17 protein-coding genes and 1 pseudogene are annotated in these 21,139 nt (G+C 45.2%); 2 read left to right on the top strand and 16 right to left on the bottom strand.

The features are described 5' to 3' along the window. The 8 genes and pseudogenes from NG78_RS00005 to map form a co-directional block, all read right to left on the bottom strand. Positions 1–257: pseudogene (locus tag NG78_RS00005) on the bottom strand (amino acid ABC transporter permease); the annotation flags it as partial. Between the two features lie 139 nt (positions 258–396). Beyond that, complete coding sequence (locus NG78_RS00010; protein WP_004135581.1) at positions 397–1,308, bottom strand: ABC transporter substrate-binding protein; 912 nt, start codon at positions 1,306–1,308, stop codon at positions 397–399. Between the two features lie 204 nt (positions 1,309–1,512). Further along, complete coding sequence (gene smpB, locus NG78_RS00015; protein WP_004135576.1) at positions 1,513–2,001, bottom strand: SsrA-binding protein SmpB; 489 nt, start codon at positions 1,999–2,001, stop codon at positions 1,513–1,515. A gap of 129 nt (positions 2,002–2,130) precedes the next feature. Beyond that, positions 2,131–3,531: a CHAP domain-containing protein gene (locus tag NG78_RS00020; protein ID WP_004135570.1), complete on the bottom strand. Its 1,401-nt coding sequence runs from the start codon at positions 3,529–3,531 to the stop codon at positions 2,131–2,133. Positions 3,532–3,643: 112 nt separating this feature from the next. Next, entirely contained in the window at positions 3,644–4,567 is a 924-nt protein-coding gene (gene ftsX, locus NG78_RS00025) for a permease-like cell division protein FtsX (RefSeq protein ID WP_004129488.1), read from the bottom strand. Then, positions 4,567–5,931, bottom strand: coding sequence for a cell division ATP-binding protein FtsE (gene ftsE, locus NG78_RS00030; protein ID WP_004135567.1), 1,365 nt, complete (start codon positions 5,929–5,931; stop codon positions 4,567–4,569). Before ftsE ends, ftsX begins: the two co-directional genes overlap by 1 nt. A 69-nt stretch (positions 5,932–6,000) precedes the next feature. After that, positions 6,001–7,143, bottom strand: coding sequence for a peptide chain release factor 2 (gene prfB / locus NG78_RS00035; protein WP_004135565.1), 1,143 nt, complete (start codon positions 7,141–7,143; stop codon positions 6,001–6,003). An 80-nt stretch (positions 7,144–7,223) separates the two neighbouring features. Further along, positions 7,224–7,997, bottom strand: coding sequence for a type I methionyl aminopeptidase (map, locus tag NG78_RS00040; RefSeq protein WP_004135563.1), 774 nt, complete (start codon positions 7,995–7,997; stop codon positions 7,224–7,226). 102 nt (positions 7,998–8,099) lie between these two features. On the opposite strand from map, the gene NG78_RS00045 reads away from it, so the two are divergent. Then, the gene (locus tag NG78_RS00045; RefSeq protein ID WP_004135562.1) at positions 8,100–10,229 is read left to right on the top strand and encodes a M13 family metallopeptidase; all 2,130 of its coding nucleotides are present in this window, start codon (positions 8,100–8,102) and stop codon (positions 10,227–10,229) included. 101 nt (positions 10,230–10,330) lie between these two features. Here the strand turns inward: NG78_RS00045 and NG78_RS00050 are convergent, their stop codons facing one another. Continuing rightward, positions 10,331–11,398, bottom strand: coding sequence for a CAP domain-containing protein (locus tag NG78_RS00050; RefSeq protein WP_004135558.1), 1,068 nt, complete (start codon positions 11,396–11,398; stop codon positions 10,331–10,333). 316 nt (positions 11,399–11,714) lie between these two features. Between NG78_RS00050 and NG78_RS00055 the strand changes: the two genes are divergently transcribed. Then, positions 11,715–12,200, top strand: coding sequence for a single-stranded DNA-binding protein (locus tag NG78_RS00055; RefSeq protein ID WP_004135556.1), 486 nt, complete (start codon positions 11,715–11,717; stop codon positions 12,198–12,200). 93 nt (positions 12,201–12,293) lie between these two features. Here the strand turns inward: NG78_RS00055 and NG78_RS00060 are convergent, their stop codons facing one another. The 7 genes from NG78_RS00060 to prmC all read right to left on the bottom strand — a co-directional run bounded on the left by NG78_RS00060 (position 12,294) and on the right by prmC (position 21,082). Further along, positions 12,294–14,126: a proline--tRNA ligase gene (locus tag NG78_RS00060; protein ID WP_004135550.1), complete on the bottom strand. Its 1,833-nt coding sequence runs from the start codon at positions 14,124–14,126 to the stop codon at positions 12,294–12,296. A gap of 78 nt (positions 14,127–14,204) precedes the next feature. Further along, a complete protein-coding gene (locus tag NG78_RS00065; protein ID WP_004135548.1) occupies positions 14,205–15,653 on the bottom strand; it encodes a PIF1 family DEAD/DEAH box helicase in 1,449 nt (482 codons plus the stop codon). A 30-nt stretch (positions 15,654–15,683) separates the two neighbouring features. Further along, the gene (orn, locus tag NG78_RS00070; protein ID WP_004135546.1) at positions 15,684–16,391 is read right to left on the bottom strand and encodes an oligoribonuclease; all 708 of its coding nucleotides are present in this window, start codon (positions 16,389–16,391) and stop codon (positions 15,684–15,686) included. A 184-nt stretch (positions 16,392–16,575) separates the two neighbouring features. Next, positions 16,576–18,120, bottom strand: coding sequence for an IMP dehydrogenase (gene guaB / locus NG78_RS00075; protein ID WP_004135544.1), 1,545 nt, complete (start codon positions 18,118–18,120; stop codon positions 16,576–16,578). Positions 18,121–18,172: 52 nt separating this feature from the next. Continuing rightward, positions 18,173–19,276, bottom strand: a complete 1,104-nt coding sequence (locus NG78_RS00080; RefSeq protein ID WP_004135543.1) for an MraY family glycosyltransferase — start codon at positions 19,274–19,276, stop codon at positions 18,173–18,175. Between the two features lie 138 nt (positions 19,277–19,414). Then, entirely contained in the window at positions 19,415–20,095 is a 681-nt protein-coding gene (locus NG78_RS00085) for an L-threonylcarbamoyladenylate synthase (RefSeq protein ID WP_004135541.1), read from the bottom strand. 81 nt (positions 20,096–20,176) lie between these two features. Then, complete coding sequence (gene prmC / locus NG78_RS00090; protein ID WP_004135539.1) at positions 20,177–21,082, bottom strand: peptide chain release factor N(5)-glutamine methyltransferase; 906 nt, start codon at positions 21,080–21,082, stop codon at positions 20,177–20,179. Positions 21,083–21,139: the final 57 nt, after the last annotated feature.

The raw sequence follows: 21,139 nt of genomic DNA, 5'->3' as shown, positions 1-21,139 counted from the left end.
AAAAGAAGAGTCCATCCAATGCCATAAAAAACGTTATTACTAATCAAATATATGCCTACAACATCCCACTCGAAGCGAGGATTTGTAACAATTCCATATAGTAGCGAGCATGCAATTACTGCTACGATTATGCCGGCAATAATAGGACCAGGCTTTTTAACAGGCAAAATACGTTCAGCTTGAACTGTGCTAGAGCTTGAGTCAGAAAAATTAGCGTCAGAAGAGTTCGCGGTTAAAGAGTTCAACATATTCTCCATAGTTTTCGTTTATATGAATATTTATAAATTATATAAAGTAATGCAAATTTACCATTTAATGTCATAAACGGTAAATTTGCATAGAAATAAGTGAGATTAAGATGCTACTAAAGCCTGGTTTAAAGCTTATTAAAGCTTATTAAAGCTGAGGATTAACTACAGCTTCCTTAATAGCAACGTTTTCAACGCCCCACTTCTTCAAAATGTCCTTGTAAATTCCGGACTTCATAAGCTTATCAATGCCAGCCTTAACAGCCTTAAGCATTGCAGCATCGCCCTTCTTAACAGCAGCACCCATTGGCTCTGCATCCTTGCTGTTTTCAAGAATTTCAAGCTTTCCAGCATTCTTAATAGCAGCGTAACCAGCTACTGGAGTATCTGCATACATAACGTCTGCACGACCGGAAAGAAGAGCGGTAGTTGCGTCGGTCTGATCTTTGAAGCTCATGATTTCAAGAGGCTTATCGTTATTTGCAGCGCACTTCTTTTTAGCTTCTTCCATAATAGGCTCGCCAACTGTGCCGGTTTCCAAAGTTACTTTTTTGCCGCAAAGATTCTTTGTGTCTACCTTAGTAGGATTTCCCTTACGCACTTCAAAAGACAAGCCAGCGTTTGCGTAAGTAACAAAGTCAACGGACTTCATACGTTCAGCATTAACAGTGAAGCCGGAAATACCGACGTTATACTTGCTTCCAATTGCAGGAATAATGGAGTCGAATTGAGCGTGAACGATTTTAGCATTCAAGCCCATAACCTTTGCCAAAGCCTTAGAAAAATCAATTTCGTAACCGACTGGTGTTTTGCCGTCAGAAGCGAAAAATTCTGCAGGAGCATAGCTAACGTTTACACCAACAACAAGCTCGCCTGTTTTAGCTACTGCTTTTGGCACCAAAGCTGCTACTGCATCATCTTTTTGAACATTGCTTACGTCGTAGCTTCTAGCAACGTCTGGATCTGCATTCTGCTTGGAATCAGCAGGACCGCAGGCGGCAATAGTGCCAATCAAAACTAAAGAAGCAACGGCGGCAATAGGTTTAATTGATTTGAACATTTTTCTTCTCCATAAATCTAATAATTTTCAGTGATGCGTATAACTATACACGATAACCCTACTATTTTCACAACTATTTATGCAAGATAGTGTATATACTGAAATAAACATACTGCTTATTAGCAGAATAGCTGACTTTCTGAAAAAATATTACGCATATTATTCGCAATAATGTATAATATGTGGCGTGTCGCGTTTAGATGATTATTGCGCGCGCAAATTACGGTAACGCATAGCACGCAAAGCCTCGCGCTTATCTTGCTCCTCGCGCAAAGCTTCTCGCTTATCAAATTCCTTCTTGCCTCGCGCCAAAGCAATCTCAACTTTCACATAACTTCCCTTAAAATACAGACGCAGCGGAACTACAGTGTATCCCTTTGCTTCAGTCTGCCTAGAAAGTTTAGCGATTTGAGCTGCATGAAGAAGTAGCTTGCGCTTACGCTTTGGAGCATGATTATTCCAAGTACCGTTCAAATACTCAGGAATATTAGCCCCCTCAAGCCACATTTCGCCGCGACGATCAATATTTACAAAAGATTCAGCCAAAGAAGCTCGCCCTTCGCGCAAGGACTTAACTTCCGTTCCGGTAAGAGCAAGACCAGCTTCGTAGCAATCTTCAATAGCGTAGTCATGATGAGCCTTACGATTTTGAGCTACAGTAACCGTACCATCTTGAGCAGGTTTATTAGCCATAACTCCCCTCCAATACTAAGAGCACAAACAAAACTTGCCATAAGACTTCTATCTTATGGCAAGCGCACTTGAGTCTTCAAGCTTATCTTTTAAAACACGCACAAACTACTTGTACACGTTTTATGAACTTTAATAATGCACGTACTCGTAGTCGCCTGGATTATAAATAGTTTCGTACGCTGGGAATGTTGAGAAGCCGGTGCCACCTTCGGAAATAAGCACTGAACCATCCGCATTAACACGCTCAACAACAGCAACGTGACCATACTGCCAGTCTGCAGTCCAGTTACCAACGCGCTGGCCGCGAGCAAACACCATAACAGCGCCAACGTGTGGAGTACGATTAACTAAATATCCTAATCGACGACCAGTATTCGCCCACTCAGCACCATTGCCCATATACGAGCCAACTGGCAAACCAAGCTGAGACCTACGCAAATAAGCCCACAATGTGCACTGACGAGCAGGATAAGCAGAACCGCCAACAGAATTGCCAGTATTATGACCGTAGCAGAACTTAGCTCCTTCAGGGCAGTTGCCAGGAACAGTGTAATTCATGCCGTTAGCAGCACCATCGGAAAGCTGCATTGGAGGCAAAGAAGCATTAGTTCCAGCTCCCCTAACCTGCTGACGGTTTCCAGCGTTAGGATCAGCGCGAGCAAATGACTTATTTGCAAGAGCGCGAGCTTGAGCGTCAATAGCAGACTTCATTGCTACAATTTCTGCAGCTTCACGAGCAGACTGCGTAGTTAAACTACTTTTTTGACTTTCAAGCTGCTTACGAATATTTTCGCCCTGATCTCGCAAATCTTGCAACGACTTTCTGCGATCGTTAGCAGCTTTAGCAGCAATCTGCGCGCTTTGTGCCTGAGTATCGGCCTGCTGCTTAAGTTTTGCGATTTCCGTTTCAATAGCAGCCAAACGCTGACGACGATTCATAGAAGTATTTAATTTAACTGCAGCATCGTTTGCAGCATTTGCTTCGCTACGAGCAACTGCAGCTTCAGACTGAAGTTTTCCAACAAACTGCTCAGTAGTTGTTGACTTCGTAACAATATTCATAACATCAGAAGCTTGAGAACCGTGGAAACTCTTACGAGCAAGTTGAGCTACAGCAGCTTTTGCATCGTCAAAATCAGCGCCAGTTTTCTTAATTTTTTCTTCCAAATCGCGCTTATCTTTTTGAGCAGACTCTAATCTTTGCTGAGTAGATTCTGCAAGACTACGCGCTTGAGCAGCCTGCTCTTCAGCCTGCTGAGCCGCACGAACCTGGCCTGGAATTTGACGCTCATTCAAATCATTAAGCTCAAGAATCTTCTTTGCCAGCTGCTTATTAACACCAGCAAGCTGACGCTTTAGATTCTCATTCCTCTGCACTTTACGCCTGTAATCGTTCATATTAACAGCACTAGCAGTATCAGCAGTTAATAACGAGCCAACAACGCCACTAAGCAGCATAGCAACGGAAACAACCAAGCTAACTATTATACGATTGTGCCTATTGCACACGCTACGTCGAGTTACGCTCATATTACTTCCCTTTCCACGTTACTAATGCGAATTATAGCGTTAAGTAAGGAATCACGCGAGTTTTTCTAAATTTTTTAGTTTTTTTTTGAACTTTTTACGCAAATAATTTAATTTACGCCTTTAAGTATCGTCTTAAAGCAATAGCCGAAGCTACTACAGAAAGCACAACAGCTCCCGCAACCAGCATTGGAACGCACAACCACACAGTAGACTGCGTTATAAATGGCATCCAACGAACATTTTGCGCAAGCCAATCAGTTACAAACACTTTTACAACCAAGCTTAATGCCGCACCCGCAAGCAAAGATCCAGCGAAGGAAGCGAAAGCACCCTCAAGAATAAACGGCATGCGAATAGTCCAGTTAGAAGCGCCAACTAAACGCATAATCTCAGTTTCTTGACGGCGACTAGCTGCAGACATACGAATCGTAGTGCCTGTAAGCATAATGGCCACAACAACCATAACTGCAGCAAGAACAATCGTAACTACTGTAGCTCTATTAAGAACGCTGAAAACAGGGTCGAAAATTTGTCGTTGATCAACAACCTCTTCCACGCCATCTCGCCCAGAAAGAACTTCCGAAACAACCTGGTATTTCATAGGATTAGTAAGTTTTAAGCGAAGTGAATCCTGCATATCTGCGGCTGTAAGAGTTCTACCCTGATACATTCCGTTAGGATACTGCTTTAGGAAGGTATTTTTATAAAATTCGTTACGACTTACGTAAGTGATATTTGAAACGTCATCGCCTAATTCTTGGTGAATAACATGCTCAAGCTTTACTATTTCAGCGTTTGTTGGAGCTTTTCCAGAAGCACAGGAAGGAGATTGGCTAGTTCCATCCGGGCAAAGCCATGCAACAACCTCAACCTTGTCGTACCAGTCGCCCTTAGCTTTGGTAATTTGAGCCTGCATTAACACAGAAGCACCAATAAAAAGGAAGGAAATAAAAGTTACGAGCATAACGGAAAGAATCATTGAAACGTTACGGCGTAAACTAATGCATGTTTCGGAAAAAATGAATCTTAAACGCATTACTCTGCTCCTTCAGTTTTATTAGTGTCATTATTGCTATCGTCAACACTAATGTTCTCATTATTAGTATTTGCAGCCGCAACAGATGGCTTAGGTGGAGCTGGAGGCATAGGAGGGAGCTGAGACTTACTATCAGATTCAGAATCAGATTGTGAATGATTTTCTGCTACAGATTGCGACTCCTCGCTAGTTTCAGATTGCGATTTTTCACTCACTTCAGAACTTTCAGTAGATTCATGAGTTTCATGAGATTCAGTGGATTCAACAGTTTCTGCAGCTTCAGCGGATTCTTTATTATCTTCCGAAATATCAACTTCTGAAACATCCTCTTCAACGTCTTTATCGTTTGTAGTAACCAATCCTCTTCCCCAAGTCATTGTTGTTTCCAAAGACTGGAACACTTCGCCGTAGCGTCCAGTTCTTCCAGAATGAACAGACTGAGCAAGGCGCGCAATACCATCATTTTCTGCCGTGTCACTTTGAAGAGATTGCGTAACAATATCAACAGTTTCGCGAGCCTGCTGCGCACGTTGAGCTTTTTTAGAAAGTCGCTTATGACGTTCAGTATTTTCAGGCTGATTGCTTGAAGCTGAAATTTCAGCCTCTTCACTATTTTTTTCAACAGACTGCTGAGCTTTAGACTTTTGTTCAACATCTGAATCCGGGAAGTAAAGAGCAGAATCGTAAGAACCTTCGCGCTCATCTCGAACAATCTTACCCTCGTGAAGTTCCACAACGCGCTTACGCATTGAGTTCACAATCTCCTCATTATGCGTAGCCATAACAATTGTTGTGCCAGTTCTGTTAATAGCATCCAAAACTTCCATAATTCCAAGAGAAGTAGTTGGATCCAAATTACCAGTAGGCTCATCTGCAAGAATAATTTGAGGATGATTTACATACGCGCGAGCAATAGCCACACGCTGAGCCTCACCACCAGAAAGCTCATGCGGATAATTATTTTCCTTACCGGTTAATCCAACAGTTTCTAGCACGCGAGGCACAAGCGAGCGAATAGTCGCCCTACTAGTGCCGATTACTTCCAAAGCAAAAGCAACATTTTGATAAACTGTTTTATTATTAAGCAGCTTATAATCCTGGAAAATAAATCCAAGAGATCTGCGATACTGTGGAACCTGACGGTTAGAAAGTCTGCGCAAATCGTTACCAGCAACGTGAATTTCTCCACCATTTGCTTCTTCTTCGCGAAGCAGCAAACTAAGCAATGTGGTTTTGCCAGAGCCAGAAGCACCAACAAGAAACACAAAATCTCCGCGATCAACATGCAAAGACACATCGTCTAATGCAGGGCGCGTACCTCTCGGATATATTTTTGACACATGATCTAATGAAATCAGCGACATTGTTTCAATCCTTCCGAAGATTATGTGTAATTATTGGTTTTTAGTTCTAGATTTAGCTTTAGTTTAGGATTATTTTTCTGCTTCTTTTTCAGCTTCTTTTTGAGCCTCAACTCGCTGCTCGTGACGCCAACGAATGCCAGCTTCAATAAAGCCATCAATATCACCGTCAAAAACAGCTTGAGTTTGTGAAGTTTCGTAGCCAGTGCGCAAATCCTTCACCATCTGGTATGGATGAAGCACGTATGAGCGCATTTGGTCTCCCCAACTTGCCTTAATATCTCCAGCAAGTTCCTTCTTTTTAGCTGCTTCCTCAGCGTGCTTAAGCACAAGCAAACGCGATTGCAAAACAGCCATTGCCGCTGCGCGGTTTTGAATCTGGCTTCGCTCATCTTGCATAGAAACAACCAAGCCGGTTGGCAAATGCGTAATACGAACAGCAGAATACGTAGTGTTCACACCCTGGCCGCCAGGACCAGACGCTTGGAAAGTATCCACGCGAATGTCGGAATCTGGAATATCAATATGATCCGTAGCTTCAACCAAAGGAATTACTTCCACTGCGCTAAAGCCAGTTTGGCGACGGCCTTGATTGTCAAATGGCGAAATACGAACCATTCTGTGAGTGCCACCTTCTACAGAAAGACGACCATACGCGTACGGGGCATCCACTTGGAAAGTTGCGGATTTAATACCAGCTTCTTCCGCATAAGATGTGTCCATCATCTTAGTTTTGTAGCCGTTTCGCTCAGCCCAACGCAAGTACATACGAAGAAGCATTTGAGCAAAATCAGCAGCATCCACGCCGCCCGCACCAGAACGAATCGTAACAACCGCAGAACGAGCGTCGTACTCGCCGTCAAGAAGAGTCTGAACTTCCATATCGTCCAACTCGTGAGCAATATTTCCAAGCTCATCTTGAGCCTCGCTCATAGAATCAGCATCGCCTTCTTCTTGGCCAAGCTCAATTAAAGTCTTAGTATCATCAATGCGCTGATCTACAGCTTGCAAACGCTTCAACTGAGATTGAGCCGCGGAAAGCTTACTCGTAACCTGCTGAGCATGCTCAGAATCATCCCAAAGCCCAGGCTCAGCAGCCTGCTTTTCTAAATCAGCAATCGTAGCCTTCAACGAATCGACGTCTAAAGCCTTCTCAATCGAAGCATACTTTGATTCAACATCGCGTAACGCCTGTGCAAAATCAAATTCCGCCATTTACTTAAAGTACCTCTTTATATACTTGTTTTACGCAATTACTACTCGCAAAATACTTACAAAATCAACTATTGATAAGTTTAGCGTACGGTCAAAATTTCAGGACCATTCTCCGTAATTGCAATCGTGTGCTCGCTATGAGCGCCGCGAGAACCATCAGCAGAGCGAAGAGTCCAACCGTCCTTAGGATCTTGGTAAATTTCGTCAGTAGTCTTTAAGAACCATGGCTCAATTGCAATAACTAAACCTGGGCGAAGCTTGTAGCCGTGGTGAGCAGTGCCATCGTTAGGAACATGCGGATCGCCGTGCATAATATGACCGACTCCGTGACCGCCAAACTCAAGATTTACGCTGTAACCATACTCGTGAGCAACGCAACCAACAGCTGCAGAAATATCACCAAGACGGTTGCCAGGCTGAGCCATGTTAATGCCAGCCTCCAAAGCTTCCTCAGTGCACTTAATCAAGCGCAAATCCTCAGGATCTGCATGCTTTCCAACAACGAAACTAATAGCAGAATCTCCAACCCAGCCGTCGACGTTAATTGCCAAGTCAAGAGTTAATAAATCACCATCTTTAAGGTTGTAATCGTATGGAACTCCGTGAAGAACAGCATCGTTTACAGACGTGCAAATATAGTGCGCAAAAGGACCAGTTCCAAAATCAGGAGCGTAATCAACATAGCAAGAAGACGCACCTTTGCGGCTCATAATGCGTTGGCGAACAAAGTCATCAATTTCAAGAAGATTCGTGCCAACTTTTGTCATTGCTTTTAAGTCTTTAAGAATATTACCAACGAAGCAACCTGCAGGTTTCATCGCTTCAATTTCAGATGGAGTTTTAAGTTCAATCATGCTTCAAGACTAACGCGCAGGCACGAAAATAGCGCAAAATATGGCGAAAATATTGCGAAAATACTAGCTAATAGTGTCTCTTAATACTTGTAAGCTAAATTCATGCTTAATAACAATGAAAATAATAAAGAATCACAGAAGGAAATTTCTGCTGTAGATTTTGACCCAGCCTCCTTCTCGTCGGTTATTCGTCCACAAGACGACTTGTTCCGTTACATAAACGGTCCTTGGATTGACACTTACACTCTTCCAGACGACCGCCCAATGTACGGTGCTTTCCACAAGCTTGCAGAAGATGCAGAGACGCAAATTCGAGATATTTTAGAAAGCGAAGATTGCTCAGCTAAAAAATCTCAAACTTTATACCGCAACTATTTGAATACTGCAGCTATTGAAAAAGCTGGAATTACGCCAATTAAAAGCGATTTAGACGCTGTGGATAAAGCTTGCAGCAAGGAAGATTTGGTTCGCACTATTGGCTCACTAAACCCATACGGCGGACCTGATGCAATGTTCTATTTTGGCGTTTACGGAGACCCTAAAGATCCTAAGACGAATATTATGCATATTGAGCAGTCGGGATTGGGTTTGCCGGATGAAGCATACTATCGCGAAGATAATTATGCTCCAATTCGCGCTGAATACGTAAAAATGGTAGCTTCTTTGCTGCGATTGGCAGGTTACGGAGATAGTGCTACTACCCAAGCGCAAGCCGAGCGTTTTTTGAATGTTGAAACGCAGATTGCAAGCAAGCATTGGGATAACGTAGCAACCCGCGATTCTCAAAAAACTTATAATCCTTACAATTATGCTGATTTGGCAAAAAATCTTGAAGCGCTTAATCTCGATGCCTTCTTAGATGCTGCACAAAAATCGTACGATACTTGCGAAGAAGCAAAGCATCAGCCAATCAATCTTCGTGAAGCTTTTAGCAAAGTAGTAGTTCACGAGCCAAGCTTTATAGAAGGATTGAATAAGATTTGGCAGGAAGCAGAATTAGAAGATTTGAAGCTTTGGGCGCGCGTGCACGTAATTTTGTGCTGGGCAAGCTTGCTAAGTGAAGATTTTGCAGAAGCGCGATTTGACTTCTACGGCAAAGTACTTTCGGGAGCAACAAAGCAGCGCGACCGCTGGAAGCGAGCAGTTGGAGTTGTTGACGATGCCTGCGGCGAGGAAGTTGGCCGCGAATATGTGCGCTTGCACTTCCCTGAGTCTTCTAAAAAGTATATGCAAGAATTAGTTAACAATCTTATTAACGCTTACCGAGAGTCGATTTCGCACAGCAGCTGGCTTGGCGAGGAAACTAAAGCGAAGGCTTTGGAAAAGCTTAGCAAGTTTGAGCCAAATATTGGTTACACGAATCATTGGGTTGACTACTCTGCGTTAAACATTAACGAAAACGCTGGTTTAGTTGATAACATGCGCGAAGTTTCTCGATTTGGTTTTGGTAGGAATACTGCAAAAGCTGGAAATCCTGTGGACCGCGAAGAATGGCAGATGACTCCGCAAACTGTGAACGCTTACTACGATCCTCTGCTGAACGTAATCGTGTTCCCAGCTGCTATTTTGCAACCGCCATTCTTTAACCCAAGCGCTCCAGACGCAGCAAATTACGGCGCTATTGGTGCCGTGATTGGTCACGAAATTGGCCACGGTTTTGACGATCAGGGTTGCGAATACGACGGCGACGGCGTGCTTAACAATTGGTGGACTGAAGAAGACAAAGCTAACTTTGCTGAGCGCACTAAGAAGCTTATTGAACAATACAATGCTTTTACACCAACGCAGCTTATTGTTAAATACTCTCACTTGAAGAGCAAAGAAGAGCGTAATGCGATGCCTCACGTAAATGGCGCTTTAACAATCGGCGAGAATATTGGCGATTTAAGCGGCGTAACTATTGCGCTTAAAGCATACGCTTTCGCTTTGCAAAAGAGTGAAGGGCATGAAATTGACGGAAGTGAAGATGCGATTCGCGAAACTTTGCTGAACGCTCCTAAAATTGATGGTTTCACTGCTTTGCAACGATTCTTCTTAAGCTACGCGTTGGTTTGGCGTTCCAAAGCTCGTAACGAGATTGCGGAACAGCTGCTTCAAATCGACCCACACTCTCCAGCTGAATGCCGCACTAACGGCATTGCTCGAAACGTAGACTTGTTCTACGATGCTTTCGACGTTAAAGAAGGCGACGAAATGTGGCTCGACCCTGCTGAGCGCGTACACATTTGGTAAGTTGCGAATAAATCGCAAATAAGTCGCGATAAGTCAAAATAAGTCAAAAAATAAGTCAAAAATAGAAGCCTGCAGACGCTTAATAAACGTTTGCAGGCTTATTATTTTCTATTTTTAGAAATCAGTTTTCGTCTTAAGAAAATCCAAGCTACCACTGCAATTGCGCACAAAACAAGCACGCTTAAAATCGCAGAAATAATCACAATAAATTCATACGTTGAAGCATTTTTCTTCATAGCTTTCGCTAACTTTTTATGATGCTTATGCTTCAAATGCTTCTTTTTAGCCAAAGCTTTTTTCTTCTTAGCTTCCTCGTCTTTACGCTTCTGCTCTTCCTTCTTCTTTCGCTCCTCTTCAGCACGCTTTTTTTGCTCTTCGGGAGATTCTGGGCCAATCTTGCCATCCGGATAATCAATATCTCCGTTATATTCCGACAGTGTCAACGCTCCAACAACACCATAAGGGCCGCCCGAAGCCTCTCCGTAACCGAAAGAAATATTGCTAGGATTCAAAATCTGATACAAATGGCCATTATCTTCGTTAAAACTTCCGCCGGTTGCACGCAAAGCCGACTCTTCATCTTGAATCCACAATTGCATAGAACCAGCAAGATCCACACCCCAACTTAAATTTTCACCCCACGCCTTTCGGCCAGTGTAATCAGGCTCGCTCACACCATCTGGGCCAAAATGGCCAAACTGCCCATGCTGAGCGGTTTCTTGCGCGCGACGGAAAGCATCCTCTTCATTTGCAGAATCGTACTGAATATTATTAACATACGCTTCTTTAGTAAGACCGTAGCGACTCACGTAATCTTGCAAAGGAACGCCATTAAAATACGTGCTGCGATTATCGTAAAGCCTAGATCTTGCATTTCGAATAGAAGAAAGAACGTAACGCGCTACATTACTTGACTGAATAAAAGCTGCAGAAGAAGCAGAATTAGTTGTTTGAATTATTGGATTCTGATGATATTTATGATGATATTCGCGATTATACGCCTGATGATAAGCCTGATGATACGCATTAGAATTTTCTAAAGTAAAATCAGCAAAATTTTGCGATATTGCGCACGTAGCTAGGCATACAGCAGAAATAACAAGGATACTAACCCAACTTATGCGCATATTAGATTTATGCTTTGCATATTGCTGATTATTTTCCACCATAAATATCTTCTTCACTGCATTCAATATTTTCAATACGTTTGCTCAATACTACCCTGCAATGAGGAATTATTACGCATGCACAGATAATTGTTGAGCGTTTAATACGTATTTTGCTGTAGTCAAGAGATCAATTACATTGTGGATAAAACCTAGGTTTTAACCACAATAGAAAAGTTTGCTGGCAAAGTTGTTGCGCAAAGTTCATAGTTGTTATTACTGCGGCATTTCCTCGTGGCTGCGAAGCTCAGAGGCAATGATGGCTCTGTATTTCGGGGCTGAAATGGCTGCAGTCCAATTTGTGAAAGGACTATGAAATATGGCACAACAACAGTCGACCGTGACTATTAGTGGATACGTAGGCGCTGAGCCTGTAAGCTTTGGGCGAAGTGAAAATTCTCCGGCTTGTTCGCTACGAATTGCGAGCACGCAATCATATTACCGAAACGACGAGCAGCAATGGCATGAGCGTCCAACTACTTGGATGACTGTGAAAGCGTATAGGACTTTGGCTTCAAACGTGCTAAAAAGCGTTCATAAAGGCGATGCAATCGTTGTATACGGCAACTTGAGTACAGAAAGCTGGACAAAAGATGGAAACGATTATAATCGCGTAATTTTGGAAGCTTCTGCTATTGGGCACGATTTAAATCGCGGAACTACGCAATTTACAAAAAGAAACGCTGATACTGCCAAAAACGGACAGACGAAAGACAGCAATCACTCACAGAGCGAAAAAATAGAACGTACTGACTCTCACTCAGACAGCACGGACGACGAATTTGGGGGTGATGCTGATATCTAAAGAAAGTAAATAATACCTCGTGCACCACGATAAACAATAATGCCGCCAAGAATAGTAGTAGTATTCCTGGCGGCAAATTGTAAAAACAGGTCGTTACTTAAGCAAATCGTTTACGCGAGATACGATTCGAGCAGCAGCTTCGTCAACTGGAACTGCCTCAACGTCTGAGCCATCGCGATTGCGGATTTCAATAGTTCCATTGTTCACGGTATCGCGACCAGCAACAGCAATCAGCGGCACGCCAACAAGCTCAGCATCCTTGAACTTTACGCCTGGTGAAACCTTTGGACGGTCGTCAAAGATTACTTCGATGCCCTGCTTGCTAAGCTCTTCAACAACCTTTTCAGCAGCGTCGAAAGCAACCTGATCCTTGCCTGTTGCAACAACATGAACTTGAGCTGGAGCAATTGCCATAGGCCATGCGAGACCAGCGTCGTCGTGATGCGTTTCTGCCAAGCATGCGATCACACGGCTAACGCCAATGCCGTAGCAGCCCATCCAAACTGGCACAGCCTTACCGTTTTCGTTAAGAACGCTTAAGCCCAAAGCCTTAGAATACTTTAAGCCAAGCTGGAACACCTGGCCGATTTCCACACCGCGTTCGAAGCTTAACGGACCGGAACCATCTGGGCTCATATCGCCATCGCGAACCTGAGCTGCTTCAACAACACCGTCCGCCTCAAAATCGCGGCCGTAAACAGCGTTGTAAACGTGCTTTCCGTCTTCGTCAGCTCCTGTAATCCAGGCGCTTCCCTTTGCAACGTGAGCATCCATCAAGTAGCGAACAGGATTTGCAATACCCCTACCCTCTTTGCGAGCTTGAGGACCTAATACGCTAAAGCCAATGTAGCCCTTAACAAACTCAGGATGAGCCTTCAAATCTTCCTCAGTTGCTTCTTCGATTTCTGCAGGAGCAAACTGAGCCTCGAGACGCTTCATATCTACCTGGCGATCTCCCGGAATACCAATAGCAACGATTTCGCGCCATGGCTCCTCATGCTCGCCGCCTTCAGCGTCTGCCGGATGCTTAACAGCAATAATAAGGTTCTTCAAAGTGTCGGACGCTTGCCAATCGCGGCCATCTTCGCGAGGATGCAAGTCGTTAGAAACCTTAGCCAAAGCTTCAATCGTCTTAGCGTCTGGAGTTTCAAGAGCTTCTGCTGCAGGAGTTGCTGAGTAATCAACATCTTGCATTTCTGGAGTGGTAAGAGCCTCAACATTCCAAGCTTTTCCGGAAGGTGCGAGCGCAAAAGTATCTTCGCCAATTGGCATTGGAGCCAAGAACTCCTCGGAATCAGAACCACCCATTGGTCCGGAAACAGCGTGAACAATCACGTATTTAATGCCCAAACGGTCGAAAATGCGAGCGTAAGCAGCGCGCTCCTCAACGTAAGCAGACTTCAAACCATCTTCGTCAATCGAGAACGAATAAGCATCCTGCATAATAAACTCGCGGCCGCGAATAAGACCAGCGCGCGGGCGGAATTCGTCGCGATACTTCGTTTGAATCTGGTACAAAGTAACAGGCAAATCCTTGTAAGAAGAATACATATCCTTAACGAGAAGCGTGAAAACTTCTTCGTGCGTTGGAGCAAGAAGATAGTCAGCCTCATGACGATCCTTAAGACGGAAAATGTTGTCGCCGTATTCTTCCCAACGGTTTGTAGCCTCATAAGGCTCACGCGGAAGAAGAGCTGGGAAGTGAACTTCCTGCGCACCGATACCGTTGATTTCGTCGCGAATAATCGCCTGAACCTTGTTTAAAACCTTGAGGCCAAGCGGCAACCAAGTCCACACACCTGGGGCAGATTTACGAATATAGCCTGCGCGCTGCATAAGTTTTGCGGAAGCCACGTCCGCGTCTGCAGGATCCTCGCGCAGCGTACGAAGGAACAGCTGAGACATACGAAGTACATTGGAATTCATGCGTTCCAATCTATTTGCGCATGAGGACATAAACACTTGTTTACACTACTAAACAAACTCACAATACGTAATTTTCAACTAAAACTCGTTATCGAATCCAAACTCGTCGTTGTTAGTACTTGCAAAAATATCAAGTTCCTGCTGATCCGCAAAATCGACATCTGCTTTTTTAGCAACAAACGCGGAAGCACCCTCGCTAGAAAGCACCTCACTCGCGCGTCTTGAAGCATCGCGCAAAGATCCGTCAAGAAGTACAGCATCCGCCGAAACACTAAACGCGCGCTCGTTAATACCCTCTAAGTAAAGACCTTGCAGATTTTCCACACGCGAAAGCGCTACGTAACCCATTCCAGGAGCGAAAGTTCTACGCAAATCCATTACTGCAGCATCAAGCGTCATACCTTGCGACTTATGAATCGTAATTCCCCACGCGCAACGAAGAGGCACTTGATTTACACTAGCAAGAACCGTTTCGCCATCCGTCATTTCCCACGCGGCAGGCTTAAGAGTTACAATATTGCCGTTTTCAAACTCAACAATCGGCCATCCGCCCTTAGATTCAGGCGCAAAACGCAACACTCGCCCAACCGAGCCGTTTACATACTGCTTTTCCTGATCGTTTCTTAAAGCCATCACAGCAGCCCCAGCCTTTAAAACTAAACGCTCCGGAGCAAGCATATTCTTTTTTAAGCGATCAACAAGATTTTTAGGCCCAGCTTCCGTTGCCACAAACTCGTGAGTATCAGCATCAATTTGCGCAAGTTTAGCATTATTTAATCCGTCTGCTTGCGAGTTCGTTGGGAAAAGATGCACTGCAACTTCGTCGTCTTGAGGATATTCGCCAAGACGACTGGAAAGCACTTGCTTATCGTCATCACTTACTAGACCGCTACGAATATCTGTTAAAACGTCAAGTAACTTGCCGTCATCCTGACGATGCTGCTCAGTTAAGTAGCACACAACAGGTTTTAAAGCGTCCCATGCGAAGGATTCTGTAATATAGCCTTCCGGATTTTTGCCTGCTGCAGCATACTTTTGGCGCGAAGAAATAAACTCCGGGCTAGGTTCGAACACGTCGCGATTTCGCATAGAAGTGCTTACAGGCGGAAGCTGAAAAAAGTCGCCCGAAATAACTACTTGGAGACCGCCGAAAGGAGCGGGATTTTTGCGCACTTTACGGCATACTTCATCAACCATGTCGAAAAGCCACGCGTGGATCATTGAAACTTCGTCCAGCACGAGCACGTCCGTGGCTTTTATGCGCTTTCCGCGCCTAGATCTAATGGTTTTAAGAAGCGTATCCGTAAGCGCGTTTGAAACTCCAACACCACTCCAAGAGTGAATTGTTTGACCGTTTAAATGTGTTGCCGCAATGCCGGTAGAAGCAGTCACGGCAACACTTAAACCGTTCTTTCGCATTTCGCGAATAGCTTCGTTTAATACGTAGGTTTTACCTGCACCCGGAGCGCCGGTAATGAACGCGCTCGCGCCAGCGTCGATTATGGTTAAGGCTTCGGATTGCTTCATTGGCAGTACCTTTTATTTGCGCTATTGCGTTTAATAGTCGCGCTTTTCTGCAGAATTTACGTCTTCTAGCGCTTCTCCGCGGCGTTCGTAGTCACGAAGCAAGCTCGTGCTTTCAATATGCTGCGCGCCGGCTTTTGCTTGTGATTCGTTTGGGCCTGGAGCTGGAACGAACATCATGTCGCGGTAGTAACGAAGCTCGTCAATCGACTCAATAATATCCGCGAGCGCGCGGTGACCGCCATGTTTTGCCGGCTTATTGCGGTAAACGTCTGGGTAAAGCCTGCGCGAAATCTCTTTCAACGTACTTACGTCGATTACGCGATAGTGCAGATTTGCCATTAAATCCGGCATGTAGCGGTCGAGGAACTTTTTGTCGGAGCCGACTGAGTTTCCAGCAAGATGAGCTTTTCCGCGAGCCGGCAGGAAGCGCTTTACGTACTCAACTACCTGCTTTTGAGCTTCTTCCAACGGCAAACCGTTTTTATTCCACTCGTCAACAAGTCCAGAAGAAGTGTGCATATTGCGCACAAAATCGTTCATATGAGCCACAGCAGCGTCGCTTGGCTTAATCACTAAATCAATACCGTCGTCGAGAACTTTAAAATTAAAATCAGTTGGAACTACAGATACTTCGCATAATTCGTCATGGAAAATATCGAGTCCAGTCATCTCGCAATCAATCCAAATTAAGCGCGACTCTTCCGGCGTAAACGTAAGATCTTCCTTAGCTTCAGCCATTTTCGTTCCTTTCCTAATATTTTTTTTGAACCCATCAGCCTACATCTTCGTACAGACGAGGCGCGTACTAAAAACGACGAAAAGCAGGCAAGTTGTGAGGAACTTGCGTAACTTTTCGCCGTTTAGAGCAAAATTATTTGCGATTTATACGCGATTTAATCGCGCACCACGAGCACCACTCGATTTAGTTGTGGAAACCGCTGTAGTTTGGCGCTTCTGCAGTCATCACAATATCGTGAGGATGAGATTCGCGAAGGCCAGCATCCGTAATACGAATAAAGCGGCCACGCTCCTGCAATTCCTTAATATTGTGCGCACCAACATAGAACATAGACTGGTGCAAACCACCTAGAAGCTGGTAAAGCACAGCGTTAAGCGGTCCGCGATATGGAACTTCGCCTTCAACGCCTTCTGGAACCACCTTGTCGGAGCTGGTAACGTCTGCCTGGAAGTAACGATCCTTCGAATAAGACTTCTTACCACGAGGAGCCATTGCACCAAGCGAACCCATGCCGCGGTAAAGCTTGTACTGCTTGCCGTGAAGAAGAACCTTTTCGCCTGGAGCTTCCTCGCAGCCGGCCAAAGTGCCGCCGAGCATAACAGTGTCCGCGCCCGCAACCAAAGCCTTAGCAATATCACCGGAATAGTGAATACCACCGTCTGCAATGCATGGAATTCCAGCAGCCTTGCAAGCCTGAGCCGCGTCGTAAACTGCTGTAAGCTGAGGCACGCCAACGCCTGCAACAACGCGCGTAGTGCAAATAGAGCCTGGACCAACGCCAACCTTTACAGCATCAACGCCAGCGTCAATCATAGCTTGTGCACCTTGGCGAGTTGCAATATTTCCGCCAATAATTTGCACGCCGTCAAAAGCCTTATCTGCCTTAATGCGACGAATCATGTCGAGAGCTAAGCGAGCTTCGCCGTTTGCGGTATCAACCACAAGAACGTCAACTCCAGCTTCCATAAGCGCGCACGCACGCTGCCAAGCATCCCCAAGGAAACCAATGCCAGCAGCAACGCGCAAGCGGCCCTGATCATCCTTAGTAGCATCCGGATACTGCTCGGTCTTAACAAAGTCCTTAACAGTAATCAAGCCTGTAAGCTTGCCTTCAGAATCAACCAAAGGCAACTTTTCAACCTTGTTATCCGCAAGCAAGCGGTGAGCATCATCCTTAGAAATATTTGAAGGACCGGTGACGAGATTTTCGCGCGTCATCACGTCCTTCACCTTCAAGCGATCGTAATCTTCGGAAGCAATAAAACGCATATCGCGGTTGGTAATAATGCCAACTAAACGATTTTCGCTATCCACTACCGGCAAACCAGAAATATGGAAACGCCCGCACAATTTATCTAAATCTGCGAGCGTTGCGTCTGGGTGAACTGTAAGAGGGTCGGTAATCATGCCCGACTCGCTGCGCTTAACAATATCAACTTGCGCAGCTTGATCATCAATAGAAAGATTGCGGTGAAGTACGCCAATACCACCGTTACGCGCCATGGCAATAGCCATATCGGACTCGGTAACAGTATCCATAGCTGCCGAAATAGCCGGCACCTTCATGGTAATTTCGCGAGTCAGACGAGTGGAAGTGTCCACTTCGGACGGAATAACATCAGTTTCGTTTGGAAGCAACAGCACGTCGTCATAAGCGAGACCGAGCTTCGCAAAAACTGGAGGGACAGGGGCATACACGGATTCCGCGTTAATATCAGTTGTAGCCATAGAGTTACTATACGTTTTTGCTATGACGTTTGCCGAAACGCACCACAAAACGCTACGAATTGCGAAGTTCCGGAAGGCGGCGACGCAAGTACGGAAGCATTGTTAGCACCGAAAGAAGCGCGGCCGCAATAATCATTCCAACAAGCACGTACACAGCTTTAAAGAACAGAATCATAATAGAGCCAAACGCAATCAGCGCCGCCCATCCCCACAAAATCAGCACCGCGCCCTGCACAGAATGACCAATGCGAAGCATGCGGTGATGCAAGTGCATGCGATCCGGGTGCATTGGCGACTGCCCCTTAGCAACACGCCTAAAAATAGCCAGGCACATGTCTAGAACCGGCAGGAACAGCACAAGAATCGGCAGCAAAATCGGCATAAATACAGGCAAATAAATACTCGTGTGCACTGCGGAAGGATCCAAATGGCCGGTCATAATAATCGACGCGCAAGTAATTAAGTAGCCGATTAGCATGGAGCCGGAGTCGCCCATAAAAAGTTTCGCAGGATGCCAGTTGTGCAAAATAAAGCCGATACACATTCCCACCATTGCAACGTCGATAAGAGTTGCCATTGATGCGTAGGATGGCGACGTGCGCGCGAGCATGTAGGAGTAGGTTGCGAAGGCGATGCCGCCTATTGCAACGATTCCGGAAGCCAAGCCGTCTAATCCGTCTACGAAATTTACTGCGTTAATTGAGGCCACAATAAGTATGGCAGTTATTGCGATTGATACGCTTGGCGACGCCGTTACTAGGGAGGCTAGCGGCAAAGTTACAATTTGCAACCCTCCCCACGCAACGAACACGGCTATAAGAAGCTGGCCGGCAAGCTTTAGCATCCAATCTAAATCCCAAATGTCGTCGCATACCCCAAGCAGGCATATCATGACTGCTCCGGCAAGCACCACCCACGGCTGGTGAGTTCCAGCAAAAAGCCCGGAAATAAAAGGCATTGAGCTTGCGAAAGCCATGGCGACCGCAAATCCAAAAAGCATACCCACACCGCCCATGCGAGGAGTTGGAATCGTGTGCACGTCGCGCGCACGAACTTTACCTACAGCCCCCATTTGAATCGCAAGATGGCGCACAAGCGGCGTAATCAGCCACGTTGCCCCACCTGCAATTGCGGCAATAAATAGGTACACCCTCATCGGCTATGTCTTTCTGCTATTTTTGATATTCGCTTGTCTTATATATTTGCTTATTTTGATTGTAACGATTCGGCAGTATAGCAAAATTAGTAAATACTTTCGCTACTTTCGCTATTTTTGATATTTTCTCTATTTTCGCTACTTTCGCAAAGCCTCGCGAATTTCACTCTCCGAAATCACGCCTTCGCGCAAAATAACAATGCCATCCTCGTCGTTTGAATCCGCACCAACTACAGTGCTTGCCACGTGCGAGCGAGTCGGGCCTGCGTTCAAATACAGCGGAATTTCGTTGCCGAAAGCCGCAAACGCTTCTTCTACACTGTCTGCACTTTCGTTACCGCTGCGATTCGCGCTAGAAGCAGCCAGTGGGCCGGTAACTCGCAAAATTTGCATTAATTCAGGGCAATCCGGCACGCGCACGCCTTGAGTTGCTTCAGTTGCTTGAGTTTGCGCATCGTTTTGAGCATCAGTTTCATTCGTTTTGCACAGCGTTGCAAGATTTGAAGCAACCGAGCCCTTCTTCGCACGCGCAATCGGAGAATATCCGCCCGGAAGGAACTTTTTACCTAAAATATCCAGCGGAGAAGGCAAATAAAGCCCAAGTTTTTCTAAATCTTCCACTCCGCTCATTAAAATTTGCAGCGCTTTTGTGCGCGGCCTGCGCTTAAGCTCGTAAATTTTGGCAACAGCGGCTTCATTGAACGGATCGCATGCAACGCCATACACAGTGTCTGTTGGCACTACGATTACACCGCCTTCGTTAATAATTTGCGCTGCCATTTGCAGGGATTCTTCGTTGATATTGCAAATTTTGCTCATTTTTTGCCTCTTTTATTGCTTATTTTGCTTATTTTGCTTATTTTATTCTGTTTGAGTCAAGTTTTATTTTTGATTAAAATTTTACTTTTCCGCAAAAGTGTACCGCGGTCTGCCAGTTAAGTCGTTTCCAACGCGCGCACGCGAAAAGCCTACGCTTTCCGCATACTTTTTAAGCGCATCTCCTTGCGAAATATCGTGCTCCATAACCATCACTCCCCCAGGCTTAAGAAGCGTAAAAGCCGCGCACATAATCTGCTCCGGAATAAGCAAGCCGTCCGCAGAGCCGCCATAAAGCGCAAGCGGCGGATCGTATTTTCGCACTTCAATCTGTTCCGGAACTTGATTTTCCGGCACGTAAGGCGGATTCGTTATTACTAAATCTACTTTGCCGCAAATTGCGTGAAGTTCCGGCATACAATCCGAAATATGCGCTTTGGTTGCGTCTGCAAGCACAGCATGATAGCGACTGAAAATCTGAATATTTTCCCACTTTTTTGCAGTTTCTTCAAAATTTTTTTGCAAATATTGGAAAGCTTCAGGAGATTTTTCTACAGCCCATACTTGCGCGTCTGCAACTTCCGTTGCAATCGACAATCCGATTGCGCCCGATCCTGCGCATAAATCGACTACCGTAGGCTTGCTAATACCAGACTCTCTAAGCCAATCCAATCCAGCTTCAACAACAATTTCCGTTTCTGGCCGCGGCACAAAAACGCCTTTGCCAACTTGCAAATCCAAGTAGCGAAAAGGCGCGCGACCAACAATATGCTGCAGCGGCTCGCGCGAAGCACGCCTAGAAACAAAATCGCTATATTTACTAGCATAATCTTGCGAAAAATCGGTTAAATCGCCGAGTATTAGCGCCTTGTTCAGCTCAGCTAAGCTTACGCCGCAAGCTTTAGCCAGCAGCAAACGCGCGTCGTATTCTGCAGACTCCACGCCTGCTTCACGAAGACGCGCAATAGCATTTTGCAAAAGTTCGCGCATTTTAAGAACCGTTTAGAAATTTTACTTAGTTTACTTAAGTTACTTACTTAACGTACT

It is taken from the genome of Gardnerella greenwoodii 00703Dmash (assembly GCF_000263635.1).
Taxonomy (GTDB): Bacteria; Actinomycetota; Actinomycetes; order Actinomycetales; family Bifidobacteriaceae; genus Bifidobacterium; species Bifidobacterium greenwoodii.
This window is presented reverse-complemented; position numbering and strand designations above follow the sequence as displayed.